This window comes from Methylobacterium litchii (genome assembly GCF_038442315.1).
Classification (GTDB): domain Bacteria; phylum Pseudomonadota; class Alphaproteobacteria; order Rhizobiales; family Beijerinckiaceae; genus Methylobacterium; species Methylobacterium litchii.
This window is the reverse complement of record NZ_JBBXMY010000001.1, coordinates 194542-210132: the sequence shown is the minus strand read 5'-3', so window position 1 is coordinate 210132 and position 15591 is coordinate 194542. Positions and strand designations below refer to the sequence as shown.

Sequence of the window (15591 nt, the reverse complement as noted above, 5' to 3'; positions counted from 1 at the left end):
GGACAGGTGAGAGACGATGGCTGAAGAGGTCGCAAGGCCCCGGCTGGGGCGCGGGCTCGCGGCCCTGATCGGCGATTTCGGGGATCCGGCGCAGCCGCCGCCCAAGCACGAGGGCCAGCGCAAGGTCGCCGTGGAGTTCCTGCGCCCGAACCCGCGCAACCCCCGTCGCCATTTCGGCGAGGAGGAATTGTCCGAACTCGCGGGCTCCATCAAGGCGCGGGGCCTCATCCAGCCCATCGTCGCGCGGCCCCTGGCCGACGTGCCGGGCGCCTTCGAGATCGTGGCCGGCGAGCGCCGCTGGCGCGCGGCGCAGCGGGCCGGGCTCGATGAGGTGCCGGTGGTCGTGGTCGAGATCGACGACCGCGCCTCACTGGAATTCGCGATCCTGGAGAACGTCCAGCGGGCGGACCTCAACCCGATCGAGGAAGCCTCGGGCTACGAGCGCTTGATGCGCGACTTCTCCTACACGCAGCGCGAACTGGCCGAGATCCTGGGCAAGAGCCGCAGCCATCTCGCCAATACGCTGCGCCTCCTCAACCTGCCCCAGCCGGTGCAGGACCGGTTGAGCGCGGGCGAGATCACCGCCGGCCATGCCCGCGCGCTCCTCGCGCTGCGCGATCCCGAAGGCGTCGCCCGGCGGATCGTGGCCGAGGGCCTGTCCGTGCGCGAAGTCGAGGCCCTGGCCGCCGCCGAGGCCGAACCGTCCGAGACCCCGCGTCCCGGCCGCCCGCGCCTCGCGGCCGATCGCCCGGCGCCGGTCCGTTCGCTGGAACTGCGCTTGCACAAGGCGCTCGGCGTCGCCGTCACCTACAAGCCGAAGGACGAGGAGACGGGCGAGATCCGCCTCCGCTACGCCAGCCGCGACGAGTTGCAGAGCCTGCTCGACCGGCTGAAGGTCCCGGCGGACGACTGACGCGCCTCAGCGGCGGCGGCCGGCTTCTGCGATGCGGAGCAGGGCCGCCGACGCGATGGCCTCGGCCAGAGCCGGCTCGGCGCGGCGGCTGGCGAGCACCGCCTGGGCGAGGATGTCGATGGCCTGCCGCAGGCGGGCAGGGCCCCAGAGGCCGAGCTGCCGCTCGACGCTCGCCTTGCGCTTGAAGTGCAAGCCGCGCCACGCGGCCGCCATGGCGCTCGATGACTTCTCGGGATTGTCCAGGCGGAGCGCGAGCATCGCCGTGGCGTGGCGCAGGGCCGAGCCGAGCACCTGCGCCGGGTCCAGCCCCTCCAGCCGGAAGCGGCGGGAATCGCGCTCCACCACCTCGATCCGCCCGTCGAAGGCCGCATCCACCAGGGTGTTGAGGACGCTGGCGGCGACATCACTCACCACCGCCTCCACGTCGTCCAAGGTCACGCTGCCCTGGCCCGCAGCGTAGAGGGCGAGTTTTTCGATCTCCATCAGGCTCGCCCGGCGGTCGCCGCCGAGGCTGCGCACCAGCACCTCCCGCGCCTCGCGGTCGATACGCAGGTCACGCGCCCGCAGGGTCCGGTCGATGAGGTCGCCGAGCGCCCGCTCGTCGTCCGGGTAGCAGGGGATGGCCAGCGCCCGCTGAGACTTCTCGCAGAGGGCACGGACGGGGTTGCCCTTGGCGAAGTCGCCCCCCTCCAGCACGATCCGCGTGTCGGTGACGGGGATCGAGAGCACGGCCTCGATGGCGGGCGCGAAGTTGCGGCTGCTGGGCCGCACCCAGATCGAGCGCTTTCCACCGAACAGGCCGACCGTCCCCGCCTCGTCGCAGAGCCGGCCGGGATCGGAGGCGAGGAGGTCGCCGTCGATCCGCACCAGGGCGAAGGGGTCCGTGGCGTCGGGCAGGAAGGATTCGGCGAGCGCCTTGGCCCGCTCTGTGACGAGGCCGGTATCGGGTCCGTAGACGAGGATCACGGGGATGCGCGGGTCGGGCCCCCGCCGGATCAGGTCCTCGATATCCCCCGGCCGGACAGCCGTCACCGGCCGCTCACGGCTTGGCCGCCAGCACCGAGGCGATCCGGGTCTTGATCTGGTCGGCCAGGGTGTCCGCGAGGCGGATCTCCGCGTCGCGGGCGGCGCGCTGGCTGGCGAAGCGCTGGATCGAGCGGTCGTAGGTCGCGGTGGAGGTGGCGACGCCCTCCGCGATCACCTTGGTGCCGCTGAGGTCTTCCAGGCTGTAGCGGATGTTGCCGATCACCGTGCCGGCCTCGGCGCGGCCGGTGGTGGAGGAGACGATGGGCGTCTGCACCGTCTCGGAGCCCGCGAGCTTCAGGCGGTATTGCTTCTTGGCCGGCTGGCCCGACCCGTCGAGGTCGAACACCAGTTCGCTGCGCAGGTAATGGCCGAGCCGCTCCTGGCCCTGGGCCATCACGATCTCATCGACCTGCACGGAGGCCAGCAGCGCCTGGATCGATTCGCCCGAGGCCGTCGGCCCGTAGAGTGGGCGGAAACAGGCCGAGAGGCTGAGGCTCATGGCCGCCACCAGGCCGAGCCGTCCGGCCCGCACCGCCACCGATCCCACGTCAAGCCGCATCACGCTGTCCGCCCCGTTCCGCTCCGGTTCTAGCGCGGACCGGGGGGTCCGCGCCACGACTCTCAGGGCAGGGCCTTACGATTCCTCTACGGCGAGAGGATGGTCGGCGTGTTTCGGGGATAACTCACCACCGGTAGATCAGGCTGCCGATCACGGTAGCGGGGGCGCCGCGGTAGCAATAGCCGGCCTGACAGACCGCGTAGTCCCGGTCGAAGATATTGTACGCGTTGATCTGCGCGCGGAAGCCCTTGTACTTCGGATCGAGCGCCGCGAAGTCGTAGGCGATCAGGGCGTCGAACAGCGTCACGGTCGGGTTGCGGAAGGTGTTCTCGTCGTCGCCGAAGCTCGTGCCGGCGTAGCGGATGCCGCCGCCGATCTGCAGCCCCGCCAGCAGCGAGCCCGGCGGGAAGGCATAGGTCCCGAAGGCGGTGAAGGTGTTGCCGGGGATGCCGGAGAGGGCGTTGCCGTCGATCGGGCCGCCCGTGATCAGCGAGGTCTGCCGCAGGAAGCGGAAATCGAGATGGGTGAAGGCGAGCGTCAGGTTCGTGCCCGGCGCGAAATTCGCCGTGAGTTCGGCCTCGAACCCCTTCGATTCGACGGAGCCGGTGGCGACGGAATTCGCCACGTTGGTCGGGTCCTGCCGCAGGATGCTCGATTGCACGATGTCGAAGCCCGCCACCGAGCCGGTGATGTTGGTGTTGGGCACGGCGAACTTCACGCCGGCCTCGATCTGGTCGCCGGTGGCGGGCTTGAAGGCGCGTCCGCTCGCGTCGGCACCGAGTTGCGGCGTGAAGGTCGTCGCGTAGCTGGCATAGGGCACGAAGCTCGGCGTCAGCAGGTAGTTCAGGCCGAGCCGGTAAGTGAAGGCGGTGTCGTCCTGCTTCTGCGGGGCGCCCGGCACGAAGGCACTGTAACTCGTCGTGTTCTGCGAGACCCAATCGTGCCGCCCGGTCAGGGTCAGGACGAAGCGGTCCCACTTGGCCTGCTCCTGCAGGTAGACGCCGATCTGGTCCTGCGACTGCGTGTTGCCGGAGGTGAGTGCCGGGCGGGGGATGAACGTGCGGTAGCGGAAGCGGGTGAAGTCGGTCACGCCCGTCAGGTCGAGATCCGGGACATCGAAGTTGAAGCCGAACCGGCGCGTCCAGTCGTAGTGGTTGTAATCGACGCCGCCGACCAGGGTGTGGCTGACCGGGCCGGTGAGGAAGTGCCCCTCGATCTGGTTGTCGAGGGCGACCGAGCTGAGGTTTTCCTTGTACAGCCCCGCATAGCGCTGCGCCGAGAGGCCGGTGATGCCGAGGACGTCCGTGTAGGGGAAATCGCCGTTCACGCCGTAATAGCGGAAGTTCTGGCGGAAGATCAGGTCCGGCGAGAAGCGGTGCTCGAAGGCGTAGCCGATCCGGTGCTGCTCCTGCGTGAAGGCGTTGAAGCCCGGATCGCCGATGTAGAGACGCGTCGCCCCGATGCCGCGCTGGTTGTAGAAGGCCGCCGTGCCGGGCAGGCGGCCGGACTGGAACTCCGTGAGCAGGGTGAAGGTCGTGTCGGCCGAGGGTTTCCAGGTGAAGGCCGGGGCGATGTTGACCCGGTCGTCCGTGGCGCCGGGCAGGAACGTGTCGGATTGGCGGACAATGCCGGTGAGCCGGTAGGCCATGGTTCCGTCCGAGCCCTCCACCGGGCCGCCGAAATCGAAGTTGCCCTGGAAGCGGTTGAAGTTGCCGGCCTGGAACCAGATCTCGCCAAAGGGCACGAAGACCGGCCGCTTGGTGGTGATGTCCACGATGCCGCCGGGCGAGCCGAGGCCGTAGAGGCCGGAGGCCGGGCCGCGCAGGATCGTCAGCGCTTCCGTGCCGTAGGGCTCGACGCGGGGGACGGTGAGGCCCACCGCCGATTGCCGGAGGCCGTCGCGGAAGATGCCGTCATAGGTGGTGGAGAAGCCGCGGATGTAGATCGCGTCGAAGCGCGGATCGAAGCCGAACACGTTGGTCGAGGTGCCGGGTACGTAGGCCAGGGCCTCGTTCACGTTCTGCACGTTGCGGTCGTTCAATTGCTCCCGCGTCACCACGGAGACCGATTGCGGCGTCTCGATCAGGGGCGTGTTGGTCTTGGTCGCCGTGGGCGACACGCGGGCCGTGTAGCCGGTGACGCCCGACGGACCACCGCCGCCGCCGCTCGTGGCGGCGCTGTCCTGCGGGGTCGCGACGTTGCCGAGCGCCGCGCGCACCGCTTCGACCGAGATCTCGTCCAGATGGACCTGCGGTTCCTGGGCCAGGGCCGGCGCGGACAGAGCGGTCGCGGCGAGGAGCAGGGCGGGGAGACGCGTGCGTACGAACATGGGAACTTCCGGCCGGACGCGAAGGGGGGCGTCCGAGCCGGGCTTTCCTGATCACGCGCCCGCGATCAAGACGAAAACGTGTTGTAAATCACACAGTTAAAACGCTTCAAATCTGAAGTCATTCCAGTTCAAAATTCAAAGGGCGGCTCGCGCAGGGCCTCCGCCTCGCGGGTGCACAGGCCAGCGTCCGGCGCGGTGCCACCTTGCGTGAGCGCCGCACGCATCTCGGCCCGCGCCTTGTCGAGGTCGGCGCGGAAGCCGGCATCGCCCATCAGCGCGGCGAAGGTCGAGGAGCCATTGGTGCGCCCGGCGGCGACGTCGCTCAGCCAGTGCACGCCGCACACGACGCGGCTCTCGCCATAGGCCCGGCCCCGGGCGAGAATGGCTGTGGATTTCTCCGGCACCAGGGCGGCCATGATGAGGGCATAGGCCCAGCCCTGCGTCGCGTGGCCGGAAGGGTAGCTGAAGCTGTCGGCCAAGGCCTGGGTCCGCTGCACGCAGATCGGCGATTCGTTGCCGACGAAGGGTCGGAGCCGGCGGTAATGCACCTTCGGGATGCGCGTCATGTGGGCGAGGTCGAGTCGCGCCCGCTCCAGCAGGTTGAGGGTGACGGGCACCTTCCCCTGGTCGATGCGCACGCCGAGCACGCAGGCGAAGTTCTCCAGCACCGCCGCCGCGCCCTCGGCCACGTCGTTGGCGGCGAGGTTCCACCGGGCGGAGCCCTTCAGGGCGCGGGTGTTGGTGAAGGCCGCATGGTCGGCATTGTCGAGGGGGGAAAGGTGGGCCGGCGGCGGCGGCAGGATCCGTAAGGGATCCGGCAGGGCGCCTTCGGCGAGATACGGCTTCACGGCCGGCTTGCCGGGCTTCAGCGGGTCCGCCTGCAGGGAGGGCGCGGCGGCGGGTGGCGCCCCCTGATCGGGGGCGGCGAACGATGGAGAGACGGTGAAGAACGCGGCGAGCGACAGGGCCGTCGTGAGCGAAAGGCGGCGCATCTCGTATCCTCGCTTGGCGACCGGCATCGGGTGGACGTCACACGAGGCAGACGGATCGCGGCGGCGTGACCATCCCTGCCTTCGGTGCGGCCCCAAGTCCAGGCCGCCCGGTGTCAGGCGGCGCGAATCGCGGCGGCGATCTCGGCGGGATGTTCCTCGTGCGCGCTGAGCGCCCCCGGGACGCGCCGGGCGGTGACGAGACCGCTCTCCGCGAGGGCATCCATTTCCCCGCCGGAGCGGCGGGGGGCGCCGTCCGGGCGCAGCAGCAGCACGGGCGGCAGGTCCGGCCCGAACAGGGCGAGGAACGCCTCCCGGCTCGCCACGGGATCGAGCCCGCCGGTCACGAAGGCCGCCGTGCCGAAGCGACCGTTGCGCTGGCGGGTGATGGCGTGCTTCGCCCGCACGAGCTCCGGCGTCACCGCCTCGCGGTCGCCATAGACATGGGCGCGCATCATCCGGCCGATGATCGGCGGGCTGATGTTGATGCGGTAGAGCGCCTCGCCGATCAGCGGCGCCTCGACGGCGGCGCGGATGCGGGGGAACCACGCGGCCTTGTCGGGCATCGCGGTCGGCAGCGGGCCACGCCAGGTCGGCGCCACGAGGACGAGCCGGGCGAACGCATTCGGGTGCCGCCGCGCCGCCGCCACGAGGTAGCCCGCCGCATGGCCGGCGGCGATGCCGACCGCGTAGGCGCCGGGCGCCGCCGCCAGCAGGGCGTCGAGGAAGGCGTGGTAGGTGGCGGGCTCCAGAGGCACGCGCGGGCGCGGCTGCGCGCCGAAGCCCGGCCAGTCCGGCACGAGACAGTGATGGTCCCAGGCCAGCTCTCGCGCCAGCCCGGTCGCCTCGCGACGGGACGAAATGGTCGAGAGAGCCGGCAAAATAAGCGCGCCGGGCCCATGCCCGTAGCGGTCGTAGGGCACGGAGACGCGCTGGCCGCCGAGCTTCAGGTCGAAGGTGCCGCCCGTCTCCATGCCCGCCGGCTCCTCAGGTGCGAAGCAGGTCGTTGATCGCGGTCTTGGCGCGGGTGCCCGCATCGACGCGCTTGACGATGACGGCGCAGTAGAGGCTCGGGCCGGGGGAGCCGTCCGGCAGGGCCTTGCCGGGCAGGGAGCCCGAGACCACCACCGAGTAGGGCGGCACGTAGCCGTAGGTGACTTCGCCGGTGGCGCGGTCCACGATCTTGGTCGAGGCGCCGAGATAGACGCCCATCGACAGCACCGAGCCCTGGCCGACGATCACGCCCTCCACCACCTCGGAGCGGGCGCCGATGAAACAATCGTCCTCGATGATGACCGGGTTCGCCTGCAGCGGCTCCAGCACGCCGCCGATGCCGACGCCACCCGAGAGGTGGACGTTCCTGCCGATCTGGGCGCAGGAGCCGACCGTCACCCAGGTGTCGACCATGGTGCCTTCGCCGACATGGGCGCCGAGGTTCACGAAGCTCGGCATCAGGATGGCGTTGGGGCCCACGTAGGAGCCTCGGCGCACGAAGCAGCCGGGCACCGCGCGGAAGCCGGCCTCCTGGAAGCGGGCGGCGTCCCAGCCCTCGAACTTGGAGGGCACCTTGTCCCACCACGGGGCGCCGCCGGGGCCGCCGGGAATAGCAGTCATGTCGTTGAGGCGGAAGGAGAGCAGCACCGCCTTCTTCAGCCACTGGTTGACCGTCCAGTCGTTGCCCGACTTCTCGGCGACGCGGGCCCGGCCCGAATCGAGGAGGTTCAGGGCCTCGTCCACGGCCTCCCGCACGGCGCCCGTCGTGGCGGACGAGATGCCGGCGCGCTCCTCCCAGGCGGTCTCGATGGTCCGGGCAAGGTCGGCGTGGGACATGGGTGCAGCGGTCTTCTCGAGAATGGGAGACCGTGCTTACAGGCGCCCGCCAGGGCTGTCGACGGGGAGAAGGGGCCGGTCACGCCCCGCCGCTCAGGCGTCCCCGAACTTGGCGCGGACGCGGTCGAGGTCGTCCGTGAAGGTCACGAGGTCGAGGGCCATGGCGTCGTGGATCGCCTGGGCGGCGGAGGGGAACTCCTCCAGTACGCGGCGCATCAGGGTCGGGGTGATGCGGACGAGTTCGCAGGGGCCTTCCGCGACGGCATCGCAGGGGCGCTCGCCGCGCACGAACAGGGCGAGATGGCCGATCAGCGCCGAGCGCGACGCCCTGACGGGCTCGGACCCCCTGGGCTCCAGGCGGATGGTGCCGGACATCACCACGAAGCCGCCATCGGCGGGCTCGCCCCGGCCGAACAGGCGGTCGCCCGCGCGCAATTCCCGGCGCTCGGCGGCGAAGCTGAGCAGGCGCAGGGCGTCCCGGTCCAGAAAACCGAAGACGGGCGCCGCCGCGAGGATCGCGATGTCGTCGTCGAGCCCCACGCTGCCCCTGCCGCTCCGCTCCCGGCGTCCCCGGCAGAATGGCCTATACGAAAAAGCCTAATAAATCAGGGAAGGAGCTTGTAACCACCGCCCTCGGTCACGAGGATCGCCGCCACCGCCGGGTTCGGCTCGATCTTCTGGCGCAGGCGGTAGATGTGCGTCTCGAGGGTGTGGGTGGTGACGTGGGCGTTGTAGCCCCATACCTCGGCGAGCAGCGTGTCGCGGTTCACCACGGCGCGCCCGGCCCGGTAGAGGAAGCGCAGGATCGCGGTCTCCTTCTCGGTGAGCTTGAGCTTGGAGCCCCGCTCGCCGATCAGCAGCTTGGCGCTCGGCCGGAACGTGTACGGGCCGATCTGGAACACCGCGTCCTCGGACGCCTCGTGGCTGCGCAGGTGGGCGCGGATCCGCGCCAGGAGGATGCCGAACTTGAACGGCTTGGTGACGTAGTCGTTCGCCCCCGCCTCCAGCCCCTCGACGTGGTCGGCCTCGGAATCCTGCGCGGTCAGCATGATGACCGGGCTGCGGAAGCCCGCCTGCCGCATCCGGCGCACGGCCTCTCGCCCGTCCATGTCGGGCAGGCCGACATCCATCACGGCGAGGTCGATGCGCTCGTCCGCGACCCGGCGCATGGCGTCGGCGCCGCAGGCTTCGCCCACGACGTGAAATTCCTCGGACAGGGCGAGCTGCTCGATCAAGGTATCGCGCAGGATCTCGTCGTCGTCGCAGATCAGCAGACGGTAGGCATTCGACATCGTCACGAAGCCCTAGCGTAAAAGCACTAGCCCGCGAAATCCCCCCGATGAAGGATGGTGCGCCGGCCGACTGTCGAGGCCATCCTTGTACACCGAGATATCGCCGATCCGGGTGGAGCGGACTTGCAAAGGACGAGCTTTGTGACCGGAAAGAGGCTTGCGCGCAATTCGCATTCGGATTTCTTCGTGAAGTTGCATAACCGGAGGCAAGTTTTCGTGGTGAGAACCACCCTCGCGGAGATCCGGGTGCGTCCCACCGTGGGGGACCGGCGCAAGGGGCACCTCCTCGTGGGCTCCTCGGTGATTCCCTGCGCGCTGGGTGCCTGCGGCATCGTCGGGCGCAAGCAGGAGGGCGACGGCGGCTCGCCGCGAGGCCGGTTCCGCCTGCGCGGCGGCGCCTACCGGCCCGACCACCTCGCGACGCGCCCGCGCACGGCGCTGCCCCTGCGCCGGATCAAGCGGGACGACGGCTGGTGCGACGACCGCAGGGACCGCCGCTACAACCGGCCGATCCGCCTGCCGGCGCCGGGCGTCAGCGCCGAGGCGATGTGGCGGGAGGACGGTCTCTACGACGTGGTGCTCGACATCGACTACAACCGCGGCCCGATCCGCCGGGGGAAGGGCTCGGCGATCTTCATGCACGTCGCCCGCGAGGGCTACCGGCCGACCGAGGGCTGCGTCGCCCTGGCCAAGCCCGATCTGATCCGCCTGCTGCGACGGCTCGGGCCACGCACGCGCCTGCGCATCGGCTGAGGGCGGTCAGACGCGCCGGGTCTCGCCGGGCTTGAGGGCAAGGGCCTTGGCGGTGCGGGTCGAGAGGCTGCCGACGATCACCGGACCCTCGCCGTTCGTCGCCTTGTCCGCCACGGCGGCCAGCGCCTCGGCGGCGCTGCCCATCCGCACCGCGTAGACGGGCGCGCCGGATCCACGCGCCGGGCCGAGGGCGACGAGGAAGGTCGTGTAGCGTTCGCGCGGGCGGGAGGCCATCCGCGATCCTTGGCATGTCGGCTAAATAACGCCAGGGCTTTTCGCGCCGGGCGCCGAACAGAAGACGACGCCTTGTGCGCAGAGACAACCGGTATTTGCGCGGTTCGGCGGAGCCCCGCCATGCTTAGCCAACGCAACACCGCCGCACGGAGCCTTGCCCGCCGCCCCCAGGAACTTGGCCGTGGCCGCCCTTGCTTGGTCGGAAGAGGGCCTGTGTCAGGCCGGCCCCGCGCGAGGACACCACGACCATGAAGGCACTCTGCTGGCACGGTAAGGGCGATATCCGCTGCGACACCGTTCCCGACCCGCGGATCGAGGATCCGCGCGACGTCATCATCAAGGTCTCGTCCTGCGCCATCTGCGGCTCGGACCTCCACCTGATGGACGGGCTGATGCCCACGATGGAATCGGGCGACATCCTCGGCCACGAGTTCATGGGCGAGGTGGTCGAGACCGGCAGCGGCCATTCCAAGTTCCGCAAGGGCGACCGCATCGTCGTGCCCTTCAACATCAATTGCGGCGAGTGCCGCCAGTGCAAGCTCGGCAACTGGTCGGTCTGCGAGCGGTCGAACCGCAATGCGCAGATGGCTGCCGCGCAGTTCGGCTACACCACCGCCGGCCTGTTCGGGTACTCGCACCTCACCGGCGGCTATGCCGGCGGCCAGGCCGAGTACGTCCGCGTGCCGATGGCCGACGTGGGGCCGATGCAGGTGCCGGACGGCATGGACGACGAGGCGGCCCTGTTCCTCACGGACATCCTGCCCACCGGCTGGCAGGGCGCGGAGCATTGCGAGATCCAGGGCGGCGAGACCATCGCCATCTGGGGCGCGGGCCCGGTCGGCTTCTTCGCCATCCAGTCGGCCAAGATCATGGGCGCCGAGCGGATCATCGTCATCGAGACGGTGCCGGAGCGCATCGCGCTCGCCAGGAAGGCCGGCGCCACCGATATCATCGACTTCGCGAACGAGGACGTGTTCGAGCGCATCAAGGAGATCACCAAGGGCCAGGGCCCGGATGCGGTGATCGACTGCGTCGGCATGGAAGCCAGCGGCGGCCACGGCCTCTCCGGGTTCATCACCGCCGTTCAGGAGAAGCTCACCACCACCGAGCGGCCCCTCGCGCTGGCGGATGCGATCAAGGCGGTGCGGCCCTGCGGGATCGTCTCGGTGCCCGGCGTCTACGGCGGGCCGGTGCCGATCAACATGGGCTCCATCGTCCAGAAGGGCCTGACCATGAAGAGCGGCCAGACCCACGTGAAGCGCTATCTCGAACCGCTCCTGAAGCTGATCCAGGAGGGCAAGATCGACACCGCGTCGCTCATCACCCACCGCTCCACGGACCTCGCGGACGGGCCGGACCTCTACAAGACGTTCCGCGACAAGAAGGATGGCTGCGTGAAGGTGGTGTTCCACCCGTAAAAACCGGGGGAGGGTCCCGGACGGCACTTACCCACGGCTGAAGCGGCGTTCCGCCGCGAATTCGCTCGAAAGTTCCTTATACCCCGACACAGTGTCGCGGTGAGAGAACTGCCCGCGCGCGTTCCAACCGCCGCCGTCCGAGACCGTGATGCCCACCCCCGGCTTCAATCCTGCCCTCGTGGCCCTGTCGGTGGCGATCGCGATCTTCGCCGCCTACACGGCCCTCGATCTCGGGGCGCGGGCGCGCGGCGTCGCGGACAGCACCGTCCGCTCGGGCTCACGGGGGCTCTGGATCGCCGGGGCCGCCGTCACGATGGGCGGCGGCATCTGGTCGATGCACTTCATCGGCATGCTCGCCTTCGAGATGGGCATGCCGACGGCCTACGACCTCGGGCTGACGGTCCTGTCCTTCCTCATCGCGGTGGGCGTGACCGGCGCGGCCTTCGCCTTCGCCGGTCGCAAGGGCGCCGGTCCCCGCGCCGTGCTCGTTGCCGGGCCGCTGATGGGGCTCGGCATCGCCCTGATGCACTACACCGGCATGGCCGCGATGCGGATGCCCGGCCACGTCGCCTACGATCCGCCGCTCGTCGCCGCCTCGGTCGCCATCGCGATCCTCGCCTCTACCGTCGCCCTCTGGCTCGCCTTCCGCCACAACAGCGTGAGCGAGAAGGTGATCGCCGCCATCGTCATGGGGCTCGCCGTCGCGGGCATGCACTACACCGGCATGGCGGCCGCCACCTTCTCCGGGGATCACGGCGCCCATCCGGCCGCGCACGGCCTCGCCGCCGCGCCCCAGGCGCTGGCCTTCGCCGTGGCCGGGGCGACCTTCCTGATCCTGTTCGTCGGCATGCTCGCCATCGCCGTGGACCAGCACCGCATCCAGGGCGAACTCGCCGCCAGCGAGGCCCGGTTCCGCGCGGCCATCGCGGCGGTGCGCGGCGTGCTCTGGACCAACGACGCGCAGGGCCGGATGGTCGGGCCGCAGCCGGGCTGGGCCGCCATCACCGGCCAGACGCAGGAGGAGTACAGCGGCTTCGGCTGGGCGGAGGCCGTCCACCCGGACGACGCCGCCCCGAGCATCGCCGCCTGGAACGAGACCGTCGCCGCCCGCAAGACCTTCGTGTTCGAGCACCGGGTGCGGGCGAAGGACGGCGGCTACCGCCATTACGCGATCCGCGCCGTGCCGGTGCTGAACCGCGACGGCACGATCCGCGAATGGGTCGGTGTCCATACCGACATCACCGCCCAGCGCGAGGCCGAGGCGGAGCTGCGCGAATCGAACGAGGAGATCCAGCGCTACGCCTACATCGTGAGCCACGACCTGCGGGCGCCGCTCGTCAACATCATGGGCTTCACGAGCGAGCTGGCCGAGACCCGCGCCGAGCTGCAGACCGTCCTCGCCGGCCACCCGCAGGCGGAGCGGATCGACGCCGATTTCGGGGAGGCGCTGGGCTTCATCGGCGCCGCCGTCACGCGGATGGAGCGCCTGATCGCGGCGATCCTGAAACTCTCGCGGGAGGGGCGGCGGCGGTTCGAGCCCGAAACGCTCGACATGTCGGCGGTGATCCGGCGTCTCGCGGACGCGACCCAGCATCAGGCCGGCTCGCAGAACGCGGTGGTCAGCGTCGCCCCCGGCCTGCCGGCGATCGTCGCGGACCGGCTCGCCGTGGAGCAGATCTTCGGCAACCTCCTCGACAACGCCCTCAAGTATCTCGATCCCGCCCGCCCCGGCCGCGTCACCATCACGACGGAGGCCGTAGGCACGGAGCGGGTGCGCTTCGCCGTGGCGGATAACGGCCGGGGCATCGCCCGCAACGACCATGACCGGGTCTTCGAACTGTTCCGCCGCTCCGGCACGCAGGACCGGCCGGGGGAGGGGATCGGCCTCGCCCACGTCAAGGCGCTGGTGCGGGCGCTCGGCGGGCGCATCGATCTCGACTCCGAGCCGGGCCGGGGCTCCACCTTCACGGTGACGCTGCCGCGCGGTGCGGCTATGGAGCGCGGGGCGGCGGCGCCCCTGTCGATGGCCGCCGAATGAATCGAGAGCCGGACATGCATCCCGTCTGCATCGTGATGATCGAGGACGACGAGGGTCACGCCCGCCTCATCGAGCGGAACATCCGCCGGGCGGGGGTGAACAACGAGATCGTGCCGTTCCGCGACGGCACCTCGGCGCTCACCTACCTGTTCGGGCCGGACGGCTCGGGCGAGGTGAGCCAGCGGCGCCACCTGCTGATCCTCCTCGATCTCAACCTGCCGGACATGACCGGCATCGACATCCTGGAGAAGGTGAAGGCCAACCCGCACACGCGGCGCTCGCCCGTGATCGTGCTGACCACCACCGACGACGCCCGCGAGATCCAGCGCTGCTACGATCTCGGCGCCAACGTCTACGTGACGAAGCCGGTCAATTACGAAGGCTTCGCCAACGCCATCCGCCAGCTCGGCCTGTTCTTCTCCGTCATGCAGATCCCAGAGACCCCATGACGACAGGTCCAGGCGGCCCGGCCCAGCCCGCCACCCGCATCCTCTACATCGACGACGATGCGGGCCTCGCGCGCCTCGTGCAGCGCAGCCTCGCCGCGCGCGGCTACGCGGTGGAGCACGCCGCCGACGGGGAGGCGGGCCTCGCCCGCCTGCGGCAGGGGGGCATCGACCTCGTCGCCCTCGACCATCACATGCCCGGCCAGACCGGGCTCGATCTCCTGCCCGAGATCCGCGCCCTGCCGGACGCGCCCCCCGTGGTCTACGTCACCGGCTCGGAGGACAGCCGCGTCGCCGTCGCCGCCCTGAAGGCGGGGGCGGCCGACTACGTGTGGAAGGACCTGCAGGGCCAGTTCCGCGAATTGCTCGGGGAGGCGGTCGCCACGGCGCTCGGCGCCGAAGCCATGCGCCGGGACAAGGAGCGGGCGGAGGCCGAGGTGCGCGCCGCCCGCGACCGGGCCGAACTGCTCCTGCGCGAGGTGAACCACCGGGTGGCGAATTCGCTGGCCCTAGTCGCGGCGCTGGCGCGGATGCAGACCACCGCCGTCGCCGACCCCGCCGCCAAGGCCGCCCTGGAGGAGATGCAGGCGCGCATCTCGGCCATCGCGGGCATCCATCGCCGGCTCTACACCTCCGAGGACGTGGAGGCGGTGGAACTCGACGCCTATCTCGGCAGCCTCGTGGAGGAGTTGCAGGCGGCGATGAAGGCCGCCGGCCGCGACCACGCCATCCGCCTCAGCGCCGATTCCGTGCGGCTCGCCACCGACAAGGCGGTCTCGGTGGGGGTCGTCGTCACCGAACTCGTCACCAACGCCTACAAGTACGCCTACCCGCCGGAGGAGCCGGGCGAGATCCGCGTCGCCCTGCGGCGCATCGCCGACCGGCTCGAACTGGCGGTGGAGGATGACGGCGTGGGCTGGACCGGCGAGGGCAAGCCGCGCGGCACCGGCCTCGGCTCGCGCATCGTCAAGGCGATGGCGACGAACCTGCGCAGCGCCCTGGTCTACGCTCCCGCCGCGAGGGGCACGCGGGCCTGCCTGTCCTTCGAGGGGTAGGCCGGGGCCTCAGTGCCCCGAGCCGCGCAAAAACATCTTCACGCGCTGGTCGGCGTTGGTCAGCCGCTCGCCGATGCCCCGGCGGATGCATTTCTCGACCGTGTCGCCGGTCATGAAGCCCACCGTCCGGCCCTGCGCGCGGCAGGCATCGACCGGGGGCCACGCCACCACGGCGGCGACGGTGCCGATCACCACGAGGCTGTCGACCAGGAGCCAGCCGAACCAGCCCAGCCGGAAACGGCCGGTGGCCGCCTCCTCCTCGTCCTCCCGCGGGCGAGGGCGGCCGGGATAGCCGCCGCTCTCGCTCACCCGCGCCATGCGGGCGCGGAAGCGGGCCTCGTCGAGCTTGTCCGATTCGGAGGAGAGGGGTGACGCCATGATCCGATCCGATCAGTCGATGATCCGCCGCAGCGCCGCGAAGCCGTCCTGGGCGGTCGTGGCGTTGCCGATCATGGTGTGGCGCGCGCAGGCGCTGGCGCCGATCATCGAAGCCCAATCCGTGAAGGACGGGCGCGCCCGGCAATCGGCGACATAGCTGCCGAACAGGAACAGGCCGAGGGGCATGAGGAACAGGGCGAGCTTCACCAGGGTGAAGACCCGCCGGAGGCCGCTCCTGCGACGGCGCGGACGACGGCGCGGGCGCTCGTCCCACTCCCACTCCGCATCCTCGTCGCGCTCGTGCCCCCGCATGCCCTGACCCTCGGCGATT

General features: G+C 70.5%; 17 protein-coding genes. 6 read left to right on the top strand and 11 right to left on the bottom strand.

Annotated features, from left to right (window positions below; genetic code table 11):
• Positions 1 to 16 precede the first annotated feature (16 nt).
• Positions 17 to 913: a ParB/RepB/Spo0J family partition protein gene (locus tag AAHF99_RS01085; protein ID WP_342162292.1), complete on the top strand. Its 897-nt coding sequence runs from the start codon at positions 17 to 19 to the stop codon at positions 911 to 913.
• Positions 914 to 919: 6 nt separating this feature from the next.
• On the opposite strand, the gene holA is transcribed toward AAHF99_RS01085, so the two are convergent.
• From holA to AAHF99_RS01045, 8 genes are all read right to left on the bottom strand, one after another.
• Positions 920 to 1945 (bottom strand): DNA polymerase III subunit delta, encoded by a 1026-nt coding sequence (gene holA, locus AAHF99_RS01080; protein ID WP_342162291.1) that lies wholly within the window; start codon positions 1943 to 1945, stop codon positions 920 to 922.
• A 7-nt stretch (positions 1946 to 1952) separates the two neighbouring features.
• On the bottom strand, positions 1953 to 2498 hold the full coding sequence (gene lptE / locus AAHF99_RS01075) for an LPS assembly lipoprotein LptE (protein ID WP_342162290.1): 546 nt from the start codon (positions 2496 to 2498) through the stop codon (positions 1953 to 1955).
• 124 nt (positions 2499 to 2622) lie between these two features.
• Complete coding sequence (locus AAHF99_RS01070) at positions 2623 to 4827, bottom strand: TonB-dependent siderophore receptor (protein WP_342162289.1); 2205 nt, start codon at positions 4825 to 4827, stop codon at positions 2623 to 2625.
• Between the two features lie 128 nt (positions 4828 to 4955).
• Positions 4956 to 5819, bottom strand: a complete 864-nt coding sequence (locus AAHF99_RS01065; RefSeq protein WP_342162288.1) for an acid phosphatase — start codon at positions 5817 to 5819, stop codon at positions 4956 to 4958.
• Between the two features lie 113 nt (positions 5820 to 5932).
• Positions 5933 to 6790, bottom strand: coding sequence for an alpha/beta fold hydrolase (locus tag AAHF99_RS01060; RefSeq protein WP_342162287.1), 858 nt, complete (start codon positions 6788 to 6790; stop codon positions 5933 to 5935).
• Between the two features lie 13 nt (positions 6791 to 6803).
• Positions 6804 to 7646, bottom strand: coding sequence for a 2,3,4,5-tetrahydropyridine-2,6-dicarboxylate N-succinyltransferase (gene dapD / locus AAHF99_RS01055; protein WP_342162286.1), 843 nt, complete (start codon positions 7644 to 7646; stop codon positions 6804 to 6806).
• Positions 7647 to 7739: 93 nt separating this feature from the next.
• Positions 7740 to 8186 (bottom strand): cyclic nucleotide-binding domain-containing protein, encoded by a 447-nt coding sequence (locus tag AAHF99_RS01050; protein ID WP_342162285.1) that lies wholly within the window; start codon positions 8184 to 8186, stop codon positions 7740 to 7742.
• Positions 8187 to 8251: 65 nt separating this feature from the next.
• Positions 8252 to 8938, bottom strand: coding sequence for a response regulator transcription factor (locus tag AAHF99_RS01045; protein ID WP_243959664.1), 687 nt, complete (start codon positions 8936 to 8938; stop codon positions 8252 to 8254).
• A 216-nt stretch (positions 8939 to 9154) separates the two neighbouring features.
• Between AAHF99_RS01045 and AAHF99_RS01040 the strand changes: the two genes are divergently transcribed.
• A complete protein-coding gene (locus AAHF99_RS01040) occupies positions 9155 to 9691 on the top strand; it encodes a L,D-transpeptidase family protein (RefSeq protein ID WP_342162284.1) in 537 nt (178 codons plus the stop codon).
• Between the two features lie 6 nt (positions 9692 to 9697).
• Here the strand turns inward: AAHF99_RS01040 and AAHF99_RS01035 are convergent, their stop codons facing one another.
• On the bottom strand, positions 9698 to 9925 hold the full coding sequence (locus AAHF99_RS01035; protein WP_342162283.1) for a hypothetical protein: 228 nt from the start codon (positions 9923 to 9925) through the stop codon (positions 9698 to 9700).
• Positions 9926 to 10173: 248 nt separating this feature from the next.
• Here AAHF99_RS01035 and AAHF99_RS01030 point away from each other — a divergent pair, with 248 nt between their 5' ends.
• The 4 genes from AAHF99_RS01030 to AAHF99_RS01015 all read left to right on the top strand — a co-directional run bounded on the left by AAHF99_RS01030 (position 10174) and on the right by AAHF99_RS01015 (position 14882).
• Positions 10174 to 11343, top strand: a complete 1170-nt coding sequence (locus AAHF99_RS01030) for a zinc-dependent alcohol dehydrogenase (RefSeq protein ID WP_342162282.1) — start codon at positions 10174 to 10176, stop codon at positions 11341 to 11343.
• Positions 11344 to 11491: 148 nt separating this feature from the next.
• Positions 11492 to 13381, top strand: a complete 1890-nt coding sequence (locus AAHF99_RS01025; RefSeq protein WP_342162281.1) for a sensor histidine kinase — start codon at positions 11492 to 11494, stop codon at positions 13379 to 13381.
• 14 nt (positions 13382 to 13395) lie between these two features.
• Positions 13396 to 13830, top strand: a complete 435-nt coding sequence (locus AAHF99_RS01020) for a response regulator (protein WP_342162280.1) — start codon at positions 13396 to 13398, stop codon at positions 13828 to 13830.
• Positions 13827 to 14882, top strand: coding sequence for a sensor histidine kinase (locus AAHF99_RS01015; protein WP_342162279.1), 1056 nt, complete (start codon positions 13827 to 13829; stop codon positions 14880 to 14882). The genes AAHF99_RS01020 and AAHF99_RS01015 overlap by 4 nt, the downstream gene beginning before the upstream one ends.
• Before the next feature lie 9 nt (positions 14883 to 14891).
• Here AAHF99_RS01015 and AAHF99_RS01010 read toward each other — a convergent pair whose 3' ends face one another.
• Entirely contained in the window at positions 14892 to 15260 is a 369-nt protein-coding gene (locus tag AAHF99_RS01010; protein WP_342162278.1) for a hypothetical protein, read from the bottom strand.
• 12 nt (positions 15261 to 15272) lie between these two features.
• The gene (locus tag AAHF99_RS01005; RefSeq protein WP_342162277.1) at positions 15273 to 15572 is read right to left on the bottom strand and encodes a hypothetical protein; all 300 of its coding nucleotides are present in this window, start codon (positions 15570 to 15572) and stop codon (positions 15273 to 15275) included.
• Positions 15573 to 15591 lie beyond the last annotated feature (19 nt).

What these genes read in the sequence shown, in the direction of transcription:
- AAHF99_RS01085 (WP_342162292.1), top strand. Translation starts at nt 17, where the DNA reads ATGGCTGAAGAGGTCGCAAGGCCCCGGCTGGGGCGCGGGCTCGCGGCC.
- lptE (WP_342162290.1), bottom strand. Translation starts at nt 2,498, where the DNA reads ATGCGGCTTGACGTGGGATCGGTGGCGGTGCGGGCCGGACGGCTCGGC.
- AAHF99_RS01070 (WP_342162289.1), bottom strand. Translation starts at nt 4,827, where the DNA reads ATGTTCGTACGCACGCGTCTCCCCGCCCTGCTCCTCGCCGCGACCGCT.
- AAHF99_RS01065 (WP_342162288.1), bottom strand. Translation starts at nt 5,819, where the DNA reads ATGCGCCGCCTTTCGCTCACGACGGCCCTGTCGCTCGCCGCGTTCTTC.
- AAHF99_RS01060 (WP_342162287.1), bottom strand. Translation starts at nt 6,790, where the DNA reads ATGGAGACGGGCGGCACCTTCGACCTGAAGCTCGGCGGCCAGCGCGTC.
- dapD (WP_342162286.1), bottom strand. Translation starts at nt 7,646, where the DNA reads ATGTCCCACGCCGACCTTGCCCGGACCATCGAGACCGCCTGGGAGGAG.
- AAHF99_RS01045 (WP_243959664.1), bottom strand. Translation starts at nt 8,938, where the DNA reads ATGTCGAATGCCTACCGTCTGCTGATCTGCGACGACGACGAGATCCTG.
- AAHF99_RS01035 (WP_342162283.1), bottom strand. Translation starts at nt 9,925, where the DNA reads ATGGCCTCCCGCCCGCGCGAACGCTACACGACCTTCCTCGTCGCCCTC.
- AAHF99_RS01030 (WP_342162282.1), top strand. Translation starts at nt 10,174, where the DNA reads ATGAAGGCACTCTGCTGGCACGGTAAGGGCGATATCCGCTGCGACACC.
- AAHF99_RS01025 (WP_342162281.1), top strand. Translation starts at nt 11,492, where the DNA reads ATGCCCACCCCCGGCTTCAATCCTGCCCTCGTGGCCCTGTCGGTGGCG.
- AAHF99_RS01020 (WP_342162280.1), top strand. Translation starts at nt 13,396, where the DNA reads ATGCATCCCGTCTGCATCGTGATGATCGAGGACGACGAGGGTCACGCC.
- AAHF99_RS01015 (WP_342162279.1), top strand. Translation starts at nt 13,827, where the DNA reads ATGACGACAGGTCCAGGCGGCCCGGCCCAGCCCGCCACCCGCATCCTC.
- AAHF99_RS01010 (WP_342162278.1), bottom strand. Translation starts at nt 15,260, where the DNA reads ATGGCGTCACCCCTCTCCTCCGAATCGGACAAGCTCGACGAGGCCCGC.
- AAHF99_RS01005 (WP_342162277.1), bottom strand. Translation starts at nt 15,572, where the DNA reads ATGCGGGGGCACGAGCGCGACGAGGATGCGGAGTGGGAGTGGGACGAG.